General features: G+C 44.9%; 18 protein-coding genes. 10 read left to right on the top strand and 8 right to left on the bottom strand.

Annotated elements, in window-relative coordinates:
• Positions 1 to 66: 66 nt before the first annotated feature.
• The 3 genes from GKS34_RS05765 to GKS34_RS05755 all read right to left on the bottom strand — a co-directional run bounded on the left by GKS34_RS05765 (position 67) and on the right by GKS34_RS05755 (position 3,327).
• The gene (locus GKS34_RS05765; protein ID WP_163383859.1) at positions 67 to 783 is read right to left on the bottom strand and encodes a gluconate 2-dehydrogenase subunit 3 family protein; all 717 of its coding nucleotides are present in this window, start codon (positions 781 to 783) and stop codon (positions 67 to 69) included.
• A 3-nt stretch (positions 784 to 786) separates the two neighbouring features.
• Positions 787 to 2,526 carry a GMC family oxidoreductase gene (locus GKS34_RS05760; protein WP_163383858.1) on the bottom strand — a complete coding sequence of 580 codons (1,740 nt, stop codon included), beginning with the start codon at positions 2,524 to 2,526 and terminating at the stop codon, positions 787 to 789.
• A 120-nt stretch (positions 2,527 to 2,646) separates the two neighbouring features.
• Positions 2,647 to 3,327 carry an arylesterase gene (locus GKS34_RS05755; RefSeq protein WP_163383857.1) on the bottom strand — a complete coding sequence of 227 codons (681 nt, stop codon included), beginning with the start codon at positions 3,325 to 3,327 and terminating at the stop codon, positions 2,647 to 2,649.
• Between the two features lie 334 nt (positions 3,328 to 3,661).
• Here GKS34_RS05755 and GKS34_RS05750 point away from each other — a divergent pair, with 334 nt between their 5' ends.
• The 8 genes from GKS34_RS05750 to GKS34_RS05715 all read left to right on the top strand — a co-directional run bounded on the left by GKS34_RS05750 (position 3,662) and on the right by GKS34_RS05715 (position 11,177).
• Positions 3,662 to 4,339 carry an ABC transporter ATP-binding protein gene (locus GKS34_RS05750; protein WP_163383856.1) on the top strand — a complete coding sequence of 226 codons (678 nt, stop codon included), beginning with the start codon at positions 3,662 to 3,664 and terminating at the stop codon, positions 4,337 to 4,339.
• Entirely contained in the window at positions 4,332 to 6,851 is a 2,520-nt protein-coding gene (locus GKS34_RS05745; RefSeq protein WP_163383855.1) for an ABC transporter permease, read from the top strand. Before GKS34_RS05750 ends, GKS34_RS05745 begins: the two co-directional genes overlap by 8 nt.
• A 110-nt stretch (positions 6,852 to 6,961) precedes the next feature.
• Complete coding sequence (locus GKS34_RS05740) at positions 6,962 to 7,411, top strand: MarR family winged helix-turn-helix transcriptional regulator (protein WP_163383854.1); 450 nt, start codon at positions 6,962 to 6,964, stop codon at positions 7,409 to 7,411.
• An 82-nt stretch (positions 7,412 to 7,493) separates the two neighbouring features.
• Positions 7,494 to 8,021 (top strand): YceI family protein, encoded by a 528-nt coding sequence (locus tag GKS34_RS05735; protein ID WP_163383853.1) that lies wholly within the window; start codon positions 7,494 to 7,496, stop codon positions 8,019 to 8,021.
• 60 nt (positions 8,022 to 8,081) lie between these two features.
• On the top strand, positions 8,082 to 9,041 hold the full coding sequence (locus tag GKS34_RS05730; protein WP_163383852.1) for a ring-cleaving dioxygenase: 960 nt from the start codon (positions 8,082 to 8,084) through the stop codon (positions 9,039 to 9,041).
• Complete coding sequence (locus GKS34_RS05725; protein WP_163383851.1) at positions 9,029 to 9,649, top strand: alpha/beta hydrolase; 621 nt, start codon at positions 9,029 to 9,031, stop codon at positions 9,647 to 9,649. Before GKS34_RS05730 ends, GKS34_RS05725 begins: the two co-directional genes overlap by 13 nt.
• Before the next feature lie 78 nt (positions 9,650 to 9,727).
• A complete protein-coding gene (locus tag GKS34_RS05720) occupies positions 9,728 to 10,435 on the top strand; it encodes an SIMPL domain-containing protein (RefSeq protein WP_163383850.1) in 708 nt (235 codons plus the stop codon).
• Positions 10,436 to 10,493: 58 nt separating this feature from the next.
• Complete coding sequence (locus GKS34_RS05715) at positions 10,494 to 11,177, top strand: DUF2461 domain-containing protein (protein ID WP_163383849.1); 684 nt, start codon at positions 10,494 to 10,496, stop codon at positions 11,175 to 11,177.
• Here the strand turns inward: GKS34_RS05715 and GKS34_RS05710 are convergent.
• The 3 genes from GKS34_RS05710 to ald all read right to left on the bottom strand — a co-directional run bounded on the left by GKS34_RS05710 (position 11,174) and on the right by ald (position 14,633).
• Positions 11,174 to 11,986 (bottom strand): Cof-type HAD-IIB family hydrolase, encoded by an 813-nt coding sequence (locus GKS34_RS05710; protein ID WP_163383848.1) that lies wholly within the window; start codon positions 11,984 to 11,986, stop codon positions 11,174 to 11,176. The genes GKS34_RS05715 and GKS34_RS05710 overlap by 4 nt on opposite strands.
• Before the next feature lie 35 nt (positions 11,987 to 12,021).
• Entirely contained in the window at positions 12,022 to 13,377 is a 1,356-nt protein-coding gene (gene hemN / locus GKS34_RS05705) for an oxygen-independent coproporphyrinogen III oxidase (protein WP_163383847.1), read from the bottom strand.
• A gap of 134 nt (positions 13,378 to 13,511) precedes the next feature.
• Complete coding sequence (ald, locus tag GKS34_RS05700) at positions 13,512 to 14,633, bottom strand: alanine dehydrogenase (protein WP_163383846.1); 1,122 nt, start codon at positions 14,631 to 14,633, stop codon at positions 13,512 to 13,514.
• Between the two features lie 367 nt (positions 14,634 to 15,000).
• Here ald and GKS34_RS05695 point away from each other — a divergent pair, with 367 nt between their 5' ends.
• Entirely contained in the window at positions 15,001 to 17,415 is a 2,415-nt protein-coding gene (locus tag GKS34_RS05695; RefSeq protein WP_163384201.1) for an alpha-ketoacid dehydrogenase subunit alpha/beta, read from the top strand.
• A 19-nt stretch (positions 17,416 to 17,434) separates the two neighbouring features.
• Here the strand turns inward: GKS34_RS05695 and GKS34_RS05690 are convergent, their stop codons facing one another.
• On the bottom strand, positions 17,435 to 18,106 hold the full coding sequence (locus GKS34_RS05690; RefSeq protein WP_163383845.1) for a hypothetical protein: 672 nt from the start codon (positions 18,104 to 18,106) through the stop codon (positions 17,435 to 17,437).
• A gap of 76 nt (positions 18,107 to 18,182) precedes the next feature.
• Between GKS34_RS05690 and GKS34_RS05685 the strand changes: the two genes are divergently transcribed.
• On the top strand, positions 18,183 to 19,175 hold the full coding sequence (locus GKS34_RS05685; protein WP_163383844.1) for a long-chain-fatty-acid--protein ligase: 993 nt from the start codon (positions 18,183 to 18,185) through the stop codon (positions 19,173 to 19,175).
• A gap of 188 nt (positions 19,176 to 19,363) precedes the next feature.
• On the opposite strand, the gene GKS34_RS05680 is transcribed toward GKS34_RS05685, so the two are convergent.
• Positions 19,364 to 20,521 carry a sigma-54-dependent transcriptional regulator gene (locus tag GKS34_RS05680; protein WP_163383843.1) on the bottom strand — a complete coding sequence of 386 codons (1,158 nt, stop codon included), beginning with the start codon at positions 20,519 to 20,521 and terminating at the stop codon, positions 19,364 to 19,366.
• Positions 20,522 to 20,540: the final 19 nt, after the last annotated feature.

Below are 20,540 nucleotides of genomic sequence, written 5' to 3'. Positions count from 1 at the left end.
GATGTCCGGAAGCGGGTAGGGTAAATACCGGCTTCCGGACCAGTTGAGTAAGGTATTTAGAAACTATTATCCAATAAGGTTACCTTCATCATCCCACTGGGCGATGGTTCCCCGGGTAGAAATATCCAGGTATACATCTTTATATTTGGGGTCGTTCTGAAGGCCGTGTTTGGCCAATACTTCTTCAGGCACGCCGTCCCAGGCATTCGGCCTGTTTCCTACGTATCCCAGATCCTTGAACCCTTCTTCACTAGTAAAAAAGCCCGTTGCGGTCAGGTTTCTCAGCATATTAAAGAAGCGGACACCCCCTTCGTTTTCTGCTTTAGCTTTGTCCGGATAAGCAATCAGATCAATGATCTGGATGCGCTGCGATTCACTTATTTCCATAAATTTAGCACCAAATAGCTCGTCTGATTTATGATCCAGCCACAATAATCCGCCGCGCATGGGCGTCTGATAGGCGGGAATGTCTTTCATCATAAATTCAATGAAATCGGGTACCCCGGCTTGCGTCGCACTTCCCGAGGTAGCATCGGCAGGAATGATAATATCTACCAAAACGTCCAGTTTCTTCCGCTCGTCATCGGTAAAGAAAGTAGTGGACTTTAGGGCCTCATTGTAAATGATTTCTTCCGGAGTCCGGCCATAACTTCCAAACTCCCCTAAGGTAGGATTGTGTGGGATTTCGGTGGTTTCAGGAGCCTCAGGACCACAACCTGTAAAAAGGAAGCCCGAAGCCAGGGATCCTGTAAATAAAAGCTTGAGATTTTCTCTTCTGTTCATGGCTTATATGTTTTTCTTTGATAATTGATCAATGATATATTCCGAGGTCCTCCAGGACAGGGCCAATATTGTCCAGGTTGGATTTTTATCGGCCTGAGACACAAACGGACCACCGTCCACAACAAATAGATTCTTGCAATCATGGGCTTGTGAAAACTTGTTGAGTACGGAGGTTTCGGGATTATCTCCCATGCGCGTTGTTCCCACTTCGTGAATGATCCGGCCGGGTTTGTGCAATCCGAATTGCTGATCTGCTCCTGGTTTGCTTCCCAAAATGGTAGCACCCATACTGGTAAGTATCTCCTCAAAGGTCTCGTGCATGTGTTGGGCCTGTTTGAGTTCCTGATCGGTCCATTTGTAATGGAATTTCAATACCGGGATACCGTACTTGTCCACTACCTGATTATCTATTTCGCAATAGTTGCTGTACTGGGGGATACTCTCTCCCCGGCCAGACATGCCTACAGTGCTGCCGTAAAATCGTCTTATATCCTTTTTTAATCCTTCTCCATAACCTCCATTCGGACGTGGGTTGCCAAATTCATCCTTGACATATTGCCGCATGGTGTCCATGCCACCACCAAAACCATAGGAAGGCATGGTCATCCCTCCCCAGTATTCAATGTGATATCCTCTGGCAAAATCAAGGTTTTTTTCATTGAGCCACCAGGGGGTGTACACGTGCATTCCTCCTACACCGTCTTCATTGTACCGTTCCCGGTCCATCATGTCCGGGAGGATTCCCATGCGGTCAGCCCCCGTAGAATCGTGCAGGTAGTGCCCTACTTGCCCGGAGCTATTGCCCAGCCCGTTAGGGTGGGTTTGGGATTTAGAATTTAACATGATCCTAGCCGATTCACAGGCAGAGGCACCCAAAACCACCACTCGGGCATTAAGAGTGTATTCTTTCATGTCCAGCTTACTAATATACCGGACACCCGTAGCTTCTCCCTGCTCGTTGGTGTTGACTTTTCTTACCATAGCCATGGTGAAAAGGTCCACCTGACCTTTTTTCATAGCCGGTTTTACCAGGCAGGTGCCTGCAGAAAAATCCGCGTATATCTGACAGGCCCGGTTGCACTGATTACAGAAAAAACAGGTGCCTCGGTCATTGTTTACCGGTCGAGTCAAAATAGACAAACGGGAAGGGATGACAGGAACGCCAATTTTATCCGCCCCTTTTTTTATCCGCAATTCATGCAATCGTGGCTTGGGAGGTGGTAGAAAATAACCATCCGGCTCGTTTCGAATACCCTCTTTGGAACCAAAAACGCCGATCAGCTGATCCACCTTATCGTAATAGGGTGCCACATCCTCGTAGCCAATGGGCCAGTTATCTCCCAAGCCATCCAGGTCTTTTCTTTTATAATCCAACGGCCCGAATCGCAGGGATATGCGTCCCCAGTGGTTGGTTCTTCCGCCCAACATTCTGGATCTGAACCAATCAAATTCACTGTCCGCTCCCCGGGTATAGGGCTCTCCTTCGATGTCCCAACCACCGATGGCAGCATCAAAATCCCCAAAAGGCCGTACGGTTCCAGCGCCTCTCCGAGGAGATTCCCACGGTGGACGAAGTTGAGTTCGGTGTTCTTCAATAGCCGGATCAAAATCAGCTCCCGCTTCCACCACAGCTACTTTTAATCCTGCTTCTGCGAGGATTTTTGAAGCCATACCTCCTCCTGCTCCGGATCCCACGATAACCACATCATAAGCCTCTCCGGTGGATTGTATGTTTATACTCATTCTTTTTCTCTTTGATTAAAATTTTTCAAAAAGTAAGATAAATTTCTTAAAATTAAAAACGAATGATTCTTCTTTAGAAAGAATACCGGTTGATTGGAATCAGGCTATTTTCTGGTAACACTATAGTAATAAGGGTTTCAGGTATGGCCAGACATTCTCGGCTACCATACGATGACCTTCCTCCGTGGGATGAATGCCATCCGGCAGATTCAAGTCCGGATCGCCAGCCACCCCTTCCAACAAAAAGGGAATCAGGGACACCGAGGTGGTTTGTGCAATGTCAGCATACATTTTCCGGAAATTTTCCGAATACTCCTGTCCCATATTGGGAGGAATTTGCATTCCTGCCAATACAATTTTAGTTTCTGGAAATTTCTCTTGCACACCCGAAATGATGTTTCGAAGATTTTTTTCTGTTTCCGCCAGGGAAATCCCCCTTAAACCGTCATTCCCACCCAATTCCAGAATAAAAATTTCAGGTTTTTCTTCCAGAAACCAGTCCAGACGGCTCAGTCCACTGGCAGTAGTTTCTCCGCTTAATCCGGCATTGATGACATCGTAATCAAGGCCCAGGCTATCTACTTTTTCCTGGATTAATGCGGGAAATGCCTCCTCCTCTTCAATGCCATATCCGGCAGTCAAGCTGTTCCCAAAAAACAAAATGGTTTTTTTGGCGGTTTTTTCTTCAAGAGCAGCAGACTCCTGGGTTTCCTGTTTGTCCTCTTGTGGTTTTTGATTGCAGGAATAGAGCAGTGTAAGAGCCGCCAAAACGTAGGGGGCGTATTTAAAAGGTAGTTTCATATGTTTATAATTGTTTTTAAGCGGCCATATGGAATCTCGCATGCTTTATAATCATCCCTCTGTATGTCGCCTCCATCATGCTCGATTTCATCTGTTTATTATTTTTTTTCAACGGTCATAACCTGTCCTGCACCGAAGGTCGGGATAGCCTGTCCTGAATTTATACGGGAGAATTTCGCATGTTGTATAATCATCCCTCCCTGGGTCGCTGGCGTCGTACTCGATTTCATGAATGCATAATTTGACAGAAATTTAACGGTCATTTGTTAAAATTAATAAACTTAATTGACTATTGTTTTTGTTAGGAGAGGATAAGTATTTTTATTTGAAGTCTATGAATGTATTGAAAGTTGATAATCTTACAAAAACCTATCGAAGTGGTAACCGGGAACTTACTGTTTTGGATGAGGTCAATTTCGAGGTAGCTTTTGGAGACACCTTGTCTATCGTTGGACCCTCCGGTAGCGGTAAAACCACCCTGCTGGGGCTTTGCGCTGGATTGGACGTTGCTAGTTCCGGATCCGTAATGCTGGATGGCAGAGCACTGGAAAAGATGAACGAGGACCAGCGAGCTGCCGTGAGAAATCAACTGGTAGGCTTTATTTTTCAGAACTTTCAACTGCTACAAACCCTGACCGCGCTGGAGAATGTCATGGTGCCATTAGAACTTAAAAAAAGAAAGGATGCCAAAAACAAGGCCATGGAACTTCTGGAAAAAGTAGGCCTTGCGGATAGACTGACTCATTACCCAAACCAACTTTCTGGTGGTGAGCAACAGCGGGTTTCCATAGCCCGTGCCTTTGCCAACGAGCCAAAGATTTTGTTTGCGGATGAACCTACCGGAAATCTGGATACCGAAACAGGGCAGATGGTGGAAAATCTTATTTTTAAATTAAACGAGGAAGAAGGAACCACCCTTATTTTGGTTACCCACGATTTGGAACTGGCGGCCCGAACACACCAATCCATTCACATTAAAGGAGGGAAATTACAGGAGGCGATCAATGGTTGATTGGAACTGGTCGCTACTAATGGCGAAAAGAGACCTTAGAAAGACGGGGGGAAGACTCATTTTGTTTATTTCAGCCATCGTTACCGGGATTGCTGCCCTGGTGGCCGTCACCTCTTTTGGAGATAACCTGAGTAATGATATTGACGAGCAGGCGAAAGAACTGTTGGGAGCGGACCTCTCTTTAAGAAAAAATCAGCCGATCGATTTTCCAGAAATCGAAACACAGGCAGCTCGCCGCGCCCTGGAAGTGAATTTTGCTTCCATGGTTTATTTTCCTAAAGTGGGGGAAAGCAGGCTGACGCAGGTAAGGGCCCTGGAGGGTGACTTCCCCTTTTACGGAAGCTTTGAAACCCTACCTGTGTCTGGGGAAATGGAATTCAGAAAGGGAGCCAAAAGAGCCCTGGTAGAAAAAACGCTGATGGCACAGTTTGGGGCCGTGGTGGGAGATAGCATCAAGGTGGGAAATGTGACCTTGGAGATAGTCGGCGCTTTACAGAAAGTACCCGGCCAAAATGGCATTACAGCTACGGTAGCTCCTGCGGTATATATCCCCATCGATCAGTTGGAAGCCTCAGGCTTGGTTCAATACGGCAGTAGGGTCAATTACATCCACTATTTTCAGTTTCCGGAGGAGTTTGACCTGGGGGCCCTGATTGCTGAAAAGGAAGAACAATGGGATGAAGATAAGGTCAGACACGAGACCGTACAATCACAGAAGGAGGACACGGGTAGGTCATTCGAAAACCTGTCCAACTTCCTGGTTTTGGTGGCCTTTATTGCCGTACTGCTCGGCTGCGTGGGTGTTGGTAGCGCCATCAATGTATTTGTGAAAGAGAAACTACCTTCCGTAGCTGTTCTAAGGTGCCTGGGAGTAAGGTCAAAAGAAATCGTAGCCGTTTATCTGGTTCAGATCGTCATCATGGGACTTTTTGGTTCCCTGCTGGGTGCTGCTGCCGGGGCTTTCCTACAATTTCTATTGCCATTGGTATTTAGTGATTTCCTTCCGGTGGAAGTGTCTGTCCAAATTTCCTGGAGAGCAGTGATTATGGGAACCTTTACCGGGGTGTTGATATCCGTTTTATTCGCCCTGATTCCCTTATTGAAAATCAGGAAAGTATCACCTATGATGACGCTCAGACCGGATGATCCTTCTACAGGCTTGGGTAAGGATCCCTTGCGCTGGATGGTGCTAGGGGCAATCGTCCTGTTTATTTTAGGGTTTAGCTTTTACCTGTTGGAAGAGTGGGACCAGACCTTTTGGTTTACAGGTTTTGTGATATTTGCGTTTGGTTCCTTGTGGTTACTGGCCATGGGGATAATGAAAGCCATTCGAAAATTCCTTCCCATTAGCTTAAATTATCCTGCCCGACAAGCCTTGTCAAATTTGTACCGGCCCAACAACCAAACAGTGTCCTTGCTGGCTACCATTGGCTTGGGAACAGCCATGATAGGCACGCTTTTTTTTATACAAAACCAGCTGTTGGATGAGGTGCGATTTGCGGACAAAGAAGATCAGCCCAACATGTTGTTTTTTGATATCCAAACGCATCAGGTAGACAGCATGAAGACCGTATTGGCACAAGAGGGTTTGCCTATATTACAGCACGTTCCCATAGTAACCATGGGTGTGGCCGAAGTGAATGGCTTGACACGAAATGACAACGATGAACTCGAAGAGGAAAAGCAGAGGTCAAATTCAATGTACAGCAGGGAATTCAGGGTTACCTACCGGGATACCCTCATTGCCACCGAAGAATTGACCTCGGGTGCGTTAATCCCTTACGATGCGGAAAGTGATAGTATTTTTGTCTCCATGGAAGAAGGATACGCCGAAAGAAACCGGGTCGCATTGGGGGATGAAGTTGTCTTTAACGTTCAGGGAAGGCCACTCACCACCTATGTGGGAAGTTTCAGAAAGGTGAATTTCAGGAAGGTTTCTACCAATTTTCTGGTTGTTTTTCCTGATAACGTATTGGATAATGCGCCTAAATTCCATGTATTAATCACACGGACAAAAAATGACCAGGAATCTGCCGATATACAAAACATGATGGTGCGCCAATTTCCAAATGTTTCGGTGGTTAACCTGAGCATGATCGTGGAAACACTGGAAGATATTTTAGGGAAAATCAGTTTCGTTATCCAGTTTATGGCCCTGTTCAGTATACTTACTGGGGTTTTGGTATTGATAAGCTCGTTATTGATTAGTAAATTCCAGCGAATCCGGGAAAATATTTTGCTTCGTACGATAGGGGCACGCAGAAGTTTGCTGCTAAAAATCAATGTCTTGGAATATTTGTTTTTGGGTAGCCTTGCCGCTGGGGGAGGGATTCTTCTTTCCTTGCTGGCAGCCTTCCTGCTCAGTCAATATGTTTTTGAAATATCCTTTCGTATGGAATGGGGTCCATTACTCATCGTGTTCGTACTGATTACCCTGCTTACGGTGATCTTGGGTTGGATAAACAGCCTCAGTATATTAAAAGCCAAAACCATGGATATCCTGAGATCTTAAATGACTGCCTATATAAGGTAGAATCCCTCAGGAAAAAATAAAAAATCTTCCAGATAATGAAACCTTTTGGTTGATTTGAATGTATATACATTAAATACAAATTAAAATAAATGAAAATTGAAGAGGAAATCAGGCAGAAGCCATTCAAAGATGTTTACAACAAGGCAGTGGTAAATTTGCTCTACACGCATAATTACCTGGTAACTCAGCAAAGTAAAATCTTCAAGCCTCATGATTTATCCCCGGAACAATACAATGTTCTTCGAATACTCCGGGGCCAGCATCCCGAACCCATAACGGTGTCTTCGATCCAGGATAGAATGCTCAATAAAATGAGTAATGCTTCCCGGTTGGTAGAGAAATTAAAAATAAAGAAGATGGTGGAGCGTAGGGAATGTGCGGAAGATCGTCGCCAGGTAGATATTACCATCACCGATAAGGGGCTTGAAATTCTGGAGCAATTGGAAGATGAAGTGAAAAAATTCAATAAAAGTATTTTGCACCTTAATAAGTCAGAGGTAGAGCAACTAAATGAATTGTTGGATAAATTAAGAGGATAAAAAAAATTTACCTATTTTAATGTATATACATTAAATGTATAAATATTTAATTAAATACCGATAACTAATAAATAATAAAAAGATGAGTACAACAAAATGGATTATTGATCCCACGCATTCCGAAGTGTCATTCAAGGTTAAGCACCTGGTAATCTCCACCGTCACGGGTTATTTCCGTGAATTTGAAGGCGCCGCTGAAACGGAGTCAGATGATTTTTCCAACGCTACCATCCACTTTTCGGCAGCTATTGACAGCATTGATACGAATCAAAAAGACCGTAATGCGCATCTAAAGTCAGCCGATTTTTTTGATGCGGAAAATCACCCTCAGTTGGTTTTTAGTAATGGAAGACTCGAAAAGAGGGAAGAAGATTTTGCGGTAACGGGAGAACTAACAATCAGGGGAACTACCCAGCCCATTACCTTAAAAGCAGAACTGGGTGGTATTGCCCAGGATGGCTATGGGCAAACTAAAGCTGGTTTTGAACTGGAGGGTAAAATTTCCAGAAAAGCCTTTGGCCTAACCTGGTCTGCGGTGACCGAGACGGGTAGTGTAGTCGTGGGGGATGAGGTAAAAATCTTCGCCAGTATCCAGTTAGTAAAACAATAATCAGGTAACTTTATGCCGGGCTTTGATCAGGTCGGAGCCCGGCCCTAACCTTAGAATCTCATGAGCAATTTAATATCAGGAATTCATCACATTACGGCGATCGCTTCCGATCCCCAGCAAAATGTTGACTTCTACACTCGGGTGTTGGGATTGAGGCTGGTAAAAAAAACCATCAATTTTGATGCACCCGATGTTTACCATTTTTATTTCGGTGACGAAACCGGAAGCCCGGGGTCAATCCTAACCTTTTTCCCTTTTAAGGGGGCCGTAAAAGGAAAAAGGGGACTGGGAGAATTAACCTTCACCGCCTTTTCGATTCCGGAAAGCTCCATTGACTATTGGAGAAACAGGCTTGCTGGTTTGGGAATTTCGCTCTCGGATACCCTCCAAAGGTTTGGAGAAGAGGTGCTTCGGTTTACAGATCCAGACGGGATGGGCATAGAATTGGTCGCGATTAAGGAAGACCGGCGGGAGGCCTGGTCAGGAGGAAGCGTACCCCAAGAGCACGCCATACGGGGATTAGCCGGTGCCACCCTGAATTTACGGGAACTGGAACCCACTGCTGCATTGATGACAGAGGTGCTGAATTACAAGCTTAAGGAAGTACTTCCCGGCAAAAGGCAGCGCTATGAAATAGCAGGGAACCCGGGAGAAACAGTGGATCTGGTCCAAATGGACCCCCCAGACCGATCCATTCAAAGTGCTGGTTCCGTTCATCACATTGCTTTCCGGACAGCAGGAGAGTCGGAACAATTGCAAGTTCAGCGATTACTTCAGCGTTACGGTGTGCCGGTGACAGAAGTCAAAGACCGAAATTATTTCAAATCCATCTATTTTCGGGAACCCGGTGGGGTGCTTTTTGAAGTTGCTACGGATTCGCCCGGGTTTTTGGTAGACGAATCACTGGAATCATTAGGCGATGCGTTGAAGTTACCCGAATGGGCCGCAAGTCAAAGGGAACAGATTGAAAAGAATTTAGTACCCATTCAGGTAAACTATCAGGAGGCATGGAACAATTAGTGAAAGCAGGTAAAGACTTAATTCAAGCGGAGAAAGTAGCCATCATTTTACACGGAAGAGGAGGAAATGCTTCCGGAATGAAAGGGTTAATTGAGGTGCTGAGCTTTCCGGATTTCGCATTTCTGATTCCACAAGCCCCGGGAAATACCTGGTATCCGTATGGGTTTATGGCAGAAGAATCGGAGAACGAACCCTATTTAAGCCAATCATTAGAGCAGATCCATTCCCTGGTTCAAGGTTTAAAGGAAGATGGAAAGGATCTATCAAACCTTTATTTTATTGGGTTTTCTCAGGGAGCCTGCCTGGCACTGGAATACATTGCCCGATACCCCGCCCGGTATGGAGGCGCTTGTGCTTTTACAGGTGGACTGATAGGAAAATCGGTGTCTGCGGAAAAATACCCGGGCGATTTGAAGGGGACGCCTGTATTTATCGGTGCCAGCGAAAAGGATTTTCACGTACCAATGGCCCGCATTCAAGCTTCCGGTAGCATTTTGTCCGGCATGCAGGCGGATGTAAAAATTCTTGGCTTTCCGGACGGTATGCATACCATCCGTGAGGAGGAGATCGCCGCAGCCAATGATTTTATTTTTAAAAAAACGCCCTGATTTTGGCCCGGGATTTGAAGAAACATTTTTATCAACCCTGTCGTTAGACGGGGTATTATTTTAAGAAAGCGATCCCATATGAAAACCAAAATACTCCTTTTTGCCGTTCTTTTATTGAGTCCCCTTTTCCAGGGTTTTACTCAGGAAATCCCACAAATTTCCGTGGTAGGCCAAAGCCAGTTAGAGGTAATGCCCGATGAGGCCTTACTGACCGTCTCTCTGAATGCAAAGGCCATGGAAACGGCAACTGCTACGGCCGAATTGAATAGAAAAGCAAAGCAAGTGAAAACTGCGCTGGAAAAATCCGGGGTAGAGGGCTATGAGTTGACCGCTGAAAACTACTACGTTAACGTCAATAGAGTCTATGTAAAAGGTAGCAGCAAAGACAGTGGGTATATTGCCAGCCAAACCATGGAGATTCTGGTCCCGGATACGGGCGAGGATCTTCTGAAAGTAATGCAGGCATTGCACGGATCTACAGATATGGGTTTTCAGCTCGCCTATAGGCTTTCGGAAGAAACGAAGAAAAGTTACCTTGAAAAGTTGCTGGAAATGGCAATAGCGGATGCGCGAAGAAAAGCCACCGTCATTGCAGCTAATCTGGATATCGATGAAATTATGGTGCATCGTGTTAATTACCAGGGGGGCGAGTCTTTTCAGCCGGTGGCTTACGGAAACGAGACTTACCGGATGAAGGCGGCCGATCAGGCAGAGCCTCCCACCTTACAGCCCGGGGAACAAACGCTTTCCGAAAGGGTGGATATCATTTTTACTTTTGACAGGTAATTGGCTTAGATAAGCTTATAAGACAAGAACAATCTCCTGATTAACGGGTTTTATGCCTATGAAAACGAACGGAATTTTGGAATTTCTAACGGAATTGGCAGCCAATAACTCCAAAGAGTGGATGGATGCCAATCGTTCCAGGTACGATCAGGTAAAAGAAAGCCTGCAGGAAGATGCGGCGAAGATTTTGTCCGGTTTGAGTGCAAATCAACCCGCTTTTTCTTCATTGAGACCTAAGGATTGTTTGTTTCGCCAAAATAGGGATATTCGATTTAGTGCCAACAAACTTCCTTACAAGATGAATATGGCAGCCTATTTTGCAGTGGGGGGAAAGAAATCACCGGGGCCGGGTTATTACCTGCATTTGGAACCTGGAGGCAGTTTTCTGGCCGGAGGTATTTGGATGCCTGGTTCGGATATTTTGAAAAAAATAAGGCAAGAAATCGATTATGCCGGTAGTGAACTTAAAGGAATTTTGGAAGCACCTTCTTTTTACGATTATTTTGGGGAAATGGAAGGGGAGCAGTTGAAAACCTCTCCAAAAGATTATTCCAATGAGCACCCGCACATTAAGTTACTTAGGTACAAAAGTTTTATTGTGTCCAAAAGGCTGGCTGATTCTGATGTAGCCTCGGGTGACCATGTAAGATTGGCTTTAGAAGCCTTCGATACGATGAGACCTTTTATGGCTTTTCTGGATAAAGCAATTGCCGACTACGAAGACGAAGGGTTTATTATTTAGAGCAAATACTTTTCGATGGAAAGTGCCACACCGTCTGCTTTGTTTCCTGCAGTAATTTCATTTGCCACCGCTTTCACTTCATCCCTCGCATTACCAACCGCAATACCTAAGCCTACGGAAGAGAGAAGGTCAATGTCGTTATAGTTATCGCCAAATGCCATCACCTCGTCCATGGAGATCCCGAAGCCGGCGATGATTTCCCGGAGTCCGGTAGCTTTGGAAATAGATTTCGGAGCGATTTCCAGGTAAGTATCTTTGGATCGGTAGAGATGGAGTGCTGCTGACAATTCCCGTTGTAAATGCTGGTAGAGCTCTTGAATCTCCCTTGCAGTCCCCATGCACATGACTTTGTGCGCACCACTTTGACTTTTTTTCCAGGCGGCGATTACTTGATCGTTTCCAAGCAAACTGGCCTTTACCTTGGTTGCTTTTTCCTCTTTTTTTGTCCAGGGATCCATTTTCGGAGCAAACCAATCATCTTCCGAATACAGGCTGACATGTATGGAGGTATTCGCGGTCTGCGCGATGATTTTTTGGCAAACCTCCGGCTCTATCCAAACCGAGCTCAGGGCATTTTTTTCGAGAGAAGCCGGAAGTACATAGCCTCCGTTGTAACAGACCAATGGATTGTTCTCCCTTTTTAAATCCGTCAATAAATGGATCATGGCGGATGGCATCCGGGAAGAAGCCAAAATGACTGGAAAATCTTCCGGTAGGGCAGCAAAAGCCTGCCGTGTTCTCCGGGATAGTTCCCGGTTTTTATCCAGCAGCGTGCCATCGATGTCCGTGCAAATCGCTTTTATTCTCATCAAAAAAGCTTTTTTGTGAGGCGAAGATAGGGAAATCAAATGGTTTTACTAAAGAGAGGGGTTGACTTTTTATCCGAAAGCATGTAAGGGTCAAAGGCCATGCATATGTTCCTGACAAAAGGCTTTCCTGCTGCCGTGATGATAATTCCCTTTTGATTGAAAGTAATCAACCCATCCTTTTCAAAGACCAACAGTTTTTCCAGCAGCTCATCCGATAGGTTTTCCATTGTCGTCCAGGACGCCTCCATGTTACAGATCAAATTAAGGATAATGGACTTGGACATGAGGTTTTCAACGCTTTGAACATGCCCTTTTATCAAAGGAAGGTCACCATTCAGGATGTTTTTCTTGTACAGTTCCACGGATTTTTCGTTTTGTCCGTAAGCATAATAGAGGTCACTGATCGCACTACAGCCCAAGCCCAATAAGATCCTGGAAGGAGAGGTGGTATATCCCATAAAATTACGATGAAGGGTTTTATCTGATTTTGCCTGAAGCAGTGGATCGCTGGGTAAAGCAAAATGATCCATTCCAATTTCTTCGTAACCCATTTCTTCCAACCAGTCTTTGCCTTGTTCGTAAAGTGCCCGCTTCTGTTCTTCATTTGGCAGGTACGCTTCAAAGGATTTCTGGGAGGGAAAGGCAGACGGTAAGTGAGCATAACTGTAAAAAGCAATCCTATCCGGCATCAGCTCCTGAACCCTGTTAAAGGTTGCTTTCAGGGTGTCCAGGTTCTGATGCGGCAAACCATAAATCAGGTCAAAATTAATGGAGGTAAAGCCGAGCTGCCGGCTGGTATCCGTCACTTCCTTTACTGTTTCGAAGGGCTGAACCCGGTGGATGCTTTGCTGTACCTTGGGATCGAAATCCTGAATTCCAAAACTAACCCTGTTAAAGCCATGTCTGGCCATCACTTCCAAATGTGCTTTAGTAGTGTTGTTGGGGTGGCCTTCGAAGCTGAAAGCCGCATTTTTTAGGCGTGAGGAGGTATTGCTGATATGCTTTAGTAAAATTTCCAGGGAGGTCGGGGAGAAAAAAGTGGGGGTGCCCCCACCCAAATGAATTCCTGCCAGTTTGGGCTTTTCATCCAGCAGTTCCAGGTACATGTTCCATTCTTTCATCAGAGAGGAAATATAGGGAAGTTCCACCTGATGATTTTTGGTGATCCTTTTGTTGCAGCCGCAATAGGTACACAGGCTTTCGCAATAGGGAAGGTGAATGTACAAGCTGATGCCTTCCTGTGAGCCAAATTCATCATATGCCCGCTGAAAATGCAGCTTCCACTGCTGCGGGTCGGCCGCGTTGTTCCAATGTGGAACTGCCGGATAGGAAGTATACCTGGGTGCTGGAACGTTGTACTTTCGAATCAGGGAATTTTGGTCTGTATCCATACTTGCTTATTTCACTAAACAAATAACGGGCCCCCTGCCTCAAAAAAACATGACGGACGGTAGTAGCAAGCCTGATAAAAATCAGGTTTGCTGGAACGGGATATTATCGGAACTAAGCCTGCATGACTTTTGAATTAATGGTGGTTGATGTAATAGCTTACCGGTACATAAGGTAGGTCAAAGGTTTCGGCAACTGCCTGATATACCACATCTCCTTTAATGATATTGAGGCCGGATTTGAGTTCAGGGAAGCGTATGCAGGAATTCTCCCATCCGTTATCCGCCAGTTCGAGTGCATAAGGTAGGGTGGCGTTGGTCAAGGCAAGCGTGGAAGTATAGGGAACTGCCCCCGGCATGTTTGCAACGCAATAGTGGAGGACCCCATCAATGGTATAGGTAGGGTTTTCATGAGTGGTAGGTTGGCAGGTTTCGATGCACCCTCCCTGGTCTACTGCTACGTCAACTAACACCGTACCGGGAAGCATGTATTGCAACATGTCCCGGGTGATAAGGTGCGGGGCTTTTGCGCCCGGAATTAAAACAGATCCGATAATCAGATCGGTTGACGGGATCAGGTTTCGGATATTGTATTCATTGGACATCATCGTTTTGACATTTTTCGGCATGACATCCGAGAGGTAGCGCATTCTGGGAAGGGAGACATCCATAATGATAACATCTGCGCCTAAACCTGCCGCCATCCAGGCAGCTTGTGTACCAACGATCCCTCCCCCCAGGATCAGGACTTTGGCAGGCAGGGTACCCGGTACCCCACCCAGAAGGATTCCCCGTCCTCCTAAGGGTTTTTCAAGATAATTGGCGCCCTTCTGAACCGCCATTCTACCGGCAACCTCAGACATGGGTACCAGAAGGGGAAGGCTTTTATCTGGTCTTTCCACGGTTTCATAAGCCATGCAAATTGCTTTGCTACGAACCATGGCCTGGGTCAGGGGCTCATTGGAAGCAAAATGAAAATAAGTAAACAGCAATTGGTCTTCCTTGATCAGTTGGTATTCCTGGCCTACTGGTTCTTTGACTTTAAGAATCATTTCACCCGTTTCGTAAATGGATTCGATGCTGGGTAAAATTTCTGCGCCCGCTGACTGGTAGGTTTCATCGCTAAACCCGCTGCCCTCACCGGCAGCCTGCTGGACAAAAACAGAGTGGCCTTTTTTTACAAATTCTTTGGCTCCTGCCGGGGTAAGGGCCACCCTGTTTTCATTGTTTTTTATTTCTTTGGGAACAGCTACACGCATAATCGAAGATGTTAGGTTAAAGTCTGTAACAAATATAACCAGCTGATTTGCCCCTGTGTAAAAACAAACAAAAAATTTACAGGTAAACTTTGAAAAGGAGGGATAATCGGGTTTATTTTGGATGTATCCGGTTTTTTTATACCCGGGAGGGTGAAAATAATATTTGCATACGACAACGTGAGATCCAGGCAATTTTTAATTAGCATTCAGAATATTATTTTAAAAAACAAATAATTTTGAATATAAACAAAATTTAATTTTTTTTATTCGATTTAATATCCCCTTATAGATTGGGATAACTCTAAAATTTGTGTATTTTTGGAATTGATGGCATACCCTTGTACCGAAAACAGTTTGATTGATGAATATGGAAACCCTATCCACATTGACTGAAGAAAAAACAGCAACTTTGGACAAGCAGCGCATCCTTGCAGATTATAAAATAGTGATGATCAGCAGGCATGCGTCCTTGACAGTGAGAAAAGAGGTTTTCATGGGTAAAGCCAAGTTTGGCATTTACGGAGACGGAAAAGAATTGGCACAGGTAGCCATGGCAAGGTATTTTGCGCCTGGCGATTTCAGATCAGGGTATTATCGGGATCAAACCATCATGTTTGCCATGGAGGGGTTGGGGCTGCAGGAATATTTTGCGCAGCTCTATGCTCACACAGAAATTCAGGCGGAACCCGCCAGTGGAGGCAGGCTGATGAATGGTCATTTTGCTACGCGGTCTCTGAATGAGGATGGTACCTGGAAAAATTTAATGATAACCAAAAATTCCACGGCCGACATTTCTCCTACCGCAGCCCAAATGCCCAAACTGCTTGGTTTGGCCTATGCTTCCAAATTATACAAGGAGAATCCGAAACTTCATGATATGACCACTTTTTCCAATAAAGGAAGGGAAGTGGCCTGGGGAACGATCGGTAATGCTTCTACAGCTGAAGGCATGTTTTTCGAAACGTTTAATGCGGGTGGCGTTCTGCAGGTGCCGATGGTAATCTCGGTATGGGATGATGACTATGGAATATCGGTAACGAATGAATTGCAGGTTACCAAAGCCAGCATCTCGAAAGCATTGTCCGGATTTAAGAGAAACCAAAAGGAAAAAGGATACGAAATTTTTGTCGTTAAAGGCTGGGATTACGAGGAGTTAGTCCGGACCTATGGCAAAGCTGCTAAGTTGGCCAGGGAGGAGCACATTCCCGTGCTCGTGCATGTTGTAGAAATGACACAACCCCAGGGGCATTCAACCTCTGGTTCCCACGAGCGGTATAAAAGCAAGGAAAGGTTGGCTTGGGAGGCAGCTTTTGACTGTGTGGTAAAATTCAAAGAATATATTCTGGCCAACAATATTGCCACTGCGAAAGAGCTGGACAGGATAGAGGAGGATGCCCGGCAGTTGGTGAAGGAAAATAAGGATCGAGCCTGGAAAGCGTTTACCGGCAGCATTAAAAAAGAATTGAATGAGGCGGTTCACCTGATAAGAGAGCTCGCCAATCACTGTAATAACCAGGAGGAATTACTTCAATTGGCCGATGAATTGACTCAAACCCTTAATCCCGTTCGTATGGATGTGATTGGCACGGTAAGAAAGTCCTTGTTGTTGGCAAGAAATGAGCCTCAGGAATTGAAAGCAGAACTTCAAGACTGGTACAAAAAGCAACAACAGCTAAACCTGGAACGGTATTCCAGTCATCAATACAGCGAGTCTGCGGAAAATGCCCGATCCATAGCCTCTGAACCAGCTATCTACGATGAGCAGGCTGCTCTGGTAGATGGAAGGGAGATCCTGAAAGCATGTTTTGATAAAATGCTCAGTAGAGATCCAAGGGTTTTTGCCATCGGGGAGGATGTAGGTTTGATTGGTGATGTGAATCAGGCCTTTGCGGGACTCCAGGCGAAGCATGGGGACCTGCGTGTGACCGATACTGGAATCAGGGAGGTAAGCATTATCGGTCAGGGAATCGGATCGGCCTTGAGAGGACTCAGGCCTATTACGGAGATTCAATACCTGGATTACCTGATCTATGCACTGATGACCTTGTCAGATGATTTGGCCTGCCTGCATTACCGAACCAAAGGGGGGCAGAAAGCCCCGCTGATCGTTCGTACCAGGGGACATCGCTTGGAAGGAGTTTGGCATTCCGGTTCTCCCATAGGGATGATTTTAAATAGCCTTCGAGGTATATTGATTTGTGTGCCCAGAAACATGACCCAAGCGGCGGGAATGTACAATACGCTGTTAGAAGCGGATGAACCGGCCTTAATGATTGAAGTACTGAGTGGGTACCGGCTGAAGGAAAAAATGCCGGCAAATATTGGTGAATTCAAGGTCGCTCTTGGCAAACCTGAAGTTTTAAGGGAAGGGGACGACGTTACGATAGTAACGTATGGTGCCATGTGTAGGATAGTAATGAATGCGTCCAAACAACTAGAAGAAATTGGAATTTCGGTTGAAGTTATTGATGTGCAGACCCTGGTTCCTTTTGATGTGGATCAGGTTATTTCCAAATCCATCCGAAAAACCAATCGGGTAATTTTTGCGGATGAGGATGTGCCGGGAGGAGCTTCAGCTTTTATGATGCAGCAGGTGGTAGAAGGACAAAATGCCTATTACTATCTGGATTCCAAGCCGGTCACGCTTACTGCTAAAGAGCATCGTCCTGCGTATTCTTCTGATGGGGATTATTTTTCCAAACCCAGTGCCGATGACGTGATTGAAAAGGTGTACCATTTAATGCACGAGGCGGAGCCTAAGCGATTTCCCCCTATCTACTGACAAACTTAAAATAGCTTGCTTACCTTTCTATCTGGGAAAGGGTAAAGTCGGGACTGGTAACGACATTACTTCTATTCAATGACCTGTCCTGAATTTGGACTTCAAGACGGACCGTATCGGTACGGAAAATACTATTCCATCCCAGAGATAACATGGAATATCGAATCTGGCCTTCTATGGAACGGGATCTTTCTTCTTCCAACATGCGGGGAAACCTCCCATCAAAGGTGGTGAAATAAGGAGGATCCGACCAGTCAAATTCAGTGTAGGTTCCACCTCTCTTTATAAAAAAATCCACAAAAATGTTATAATGATCTGGGTTTTCTGCAACCCAAAGGGTGTCAGGTATTTCCACATTGTTAATAAGGGGGAAAATTACCCAGTCCCGGTTGTTGAAATCAGGAGCTTCTTCAGGTCTGTTACTATAGGTAATGTAATTCCCATTATTATCCGTCAGATAATTTAATTCATTGAATGGAGGGAAAATATCCCGGGCATTCAGCCCTAAATCACCCTCTGAATCTCTAAAGGAGATGGTTAGGATTAAAGAGTCAGCACTTGTGGTTTGAACAAATTCCATATTTTTGAATTCGATCTCAGGTACTGTAGGGAAATTTTCCGGTGGAGAAATGCAACCACTCCAAGTAAAGAGGATTGGAATAACGAAGAGAGAGTAGTTTTTTAACTTCATGGGTAATCCTTAAATTTACATTTCCGGGTGCTCGGTGTAAAAATGACTAAATTTTGGGTTTTACCATAAAATAACGATGAATTATTTCAAAAGTTTTAGCGAAAAAATTATTTCGGCAAAAATCGATGATTTTGACGCACTAGCGCTTGAATTGTTTCATTTTCAGTCGCATAACAATCCGGTATACCAGCGTTACCTTCAGGCCAGGGGTGTTCGCAGCGCGGAAGTAACGAGCCTTGAGCAAATTCCCTTTCTACCGATTTCCTTTTTTAAAACCGAAAAGGTGATTTCCCAACCAGAAAACAATTATCACTATTGGTATAGCAGCAGTGGTACTACAGGCATGCAAACGAGTCGTCATTTTATATGGTCAAGGGAGTTTTACCTTAAACACAGCCTCCGGATTTTTGAATCGGTGTATGGTTCCATTCGGAATTTTCATGTATTGGCCCTTTTACCTTCGTATTTGGAAAGGGAAGGTAGTTCATTGGTAGATATGGCGTCCTATTTCATCCAAGAAAGCGGCTCCGAACATTCGGGATTTTATTTGTATCAGCAGGAGGATCTTCATGATAAATTAATTCAACTTAAGGCAAGTTCCAAAAAGACACTCCTACTCGGAGTAACTTTTGCCTTGTTGGATTTGGCAGAGAAGTTTACCTTTAGCGATTTCGAAAACTTGATTGTGATGGAAACAGGGGGAATGAAGGGGCGCAGAAAAGAGATGATTCGTGAAGAAGTTCATGAAAAACTTAAAAAAGCTTTTGGTCTCAGTCAAATTCATTCTGAATACGGAATGACCGAATTGCTATCCCAAGCCTACGCTCCTAGTGATGGAATTTTTCGGGAGTCATTCACAATGCGGATTTTAATCCGCGATACCTACGACCCTTTTCATTGGGTGAAGGGCAATTCCGGAGCTATCAATGTCATTGACCTGGCAAACTTTCATTCTTGTGCCTTTTTGGAAACACAGGATTTGGGAAGAAAAAATGAGGATGGAAGCTTCACCGTTTTGGGAAGAATGGATAACAGCGAAGTCAGGGGCTGTAATTTATTGATCAATTAATTTTGTATTTAAGGACTTATTATACATATTTGGCCATTAACTAGCTTGGAAAATGAAAACAGCATTGATTATTTTAGTGGTAGGAGTGGTTTTGGCGATGTCTTCCTGTGCTTCCAGTAAGCCGTGTCCGGCATATGCCCGAACAGTAGATGTGGAGGCAAGAGGTTAACTCACAGTCCCCGGATTAATTAGTAATTCGCATATTTTTTTATGTCATCGGTGGATATGTTTTTTCCACCCAGAATTACGAGCCTTTCAATTACGTTACGGAGTTCCCGGATATTTCCAGTCCATGGGAATTCCTGCAATTTCTTTATAGCAGCGGCTTCGATTTCTTTCTTAGCGGTACCATATTCTATTGCTATTTCTCCCAGAAATTTGTCTACCAGTAGTGGGATGTCCTCAGCCCTTTCTTTTAATGGAGGAACCGGAATCAGAATGACGCTTACCCGATGGTATAAATCTTCTCTGAAATTTCCTTCAGCAATTTCTTTTTTCAGATCTTTGTTTGTAGCTGCCAATACCCTTACGTCTACTTTAATGTCCTTGTCGCCACCTACCCTGCTCACTTTATGCTCTTGCAAGGCCCGAAGTACCTTGGCTTGCGCAGAAAGACTCATATCACCAATTTCATCCAAAAAGAGGGTGCCTCCATGGGCTTGTTCAAATTTCCCATGCCGGAGTTTCATTGCGGAAGTGAAGGCGCCTTTTTCATGCCCAAACAGTTCACTTTCTATTAGCTCGGAGGGAATGGCGGCACAATTTACTGCAATGAAAGGAGCCGCTTCCCTATTGCTCTTTTGATGAATCCAGTGAGCCACCAGCTCTTTTCCAGTGCCATTGGGTCCGGTAATCAATACCCGCGCATCTGTCGGAGCGACTTTTTCAATGGTTTCTTTAACCTGATTTATTGCTTCAGACTCTCCGACCATATCTAGTTTTTTGGAGAGTTTTTTCTTCAGAACCGTGGTTTCCTGAACCAGGTTTTTTTTATCCAATGCATTCCGCACCGTTAGTAACAACCTGTTTAGATCCGGGGGTTTTGGGATAAAGTCAAAAGCCCCTTTTTTGGTGGCTTCCACGGCCGTTTCAATGGTGCCGTGAGCGGATATCATGATAAATTGAGGTTGTTTCTGCAATTCCCCTACCTTGGTCAGAACCTCAATTCCATCCATTTTTGGCATTTTAATATCGCAAAGCACCAGGTCAAACTCATCGTTTTGTATCATCTCGAGCCCCTTTTCTCCATCTTGGGCTTCAAAGATTTCGTAGTCTTCGTACTCCAGGATTTCCTTTAGAGTAGACCGGATGACTTTTTCATCATCGATAATTAATATTTTGGGCATGTTCGGCGGTTTTATGTTT

The organism is Cyclobacterium jeungdonense (assembly GCF_010994275.1).
Lineage (GTDB): Bacteria > Bacteroidota > Bacteroidia > Cytophagales > Cyclobacteriaceae > Cyclobacterium > Cyclobacterium jeungdonense.
This window is presented reverse-complemented; position numbering and strand designations above follow the sequence as displayed.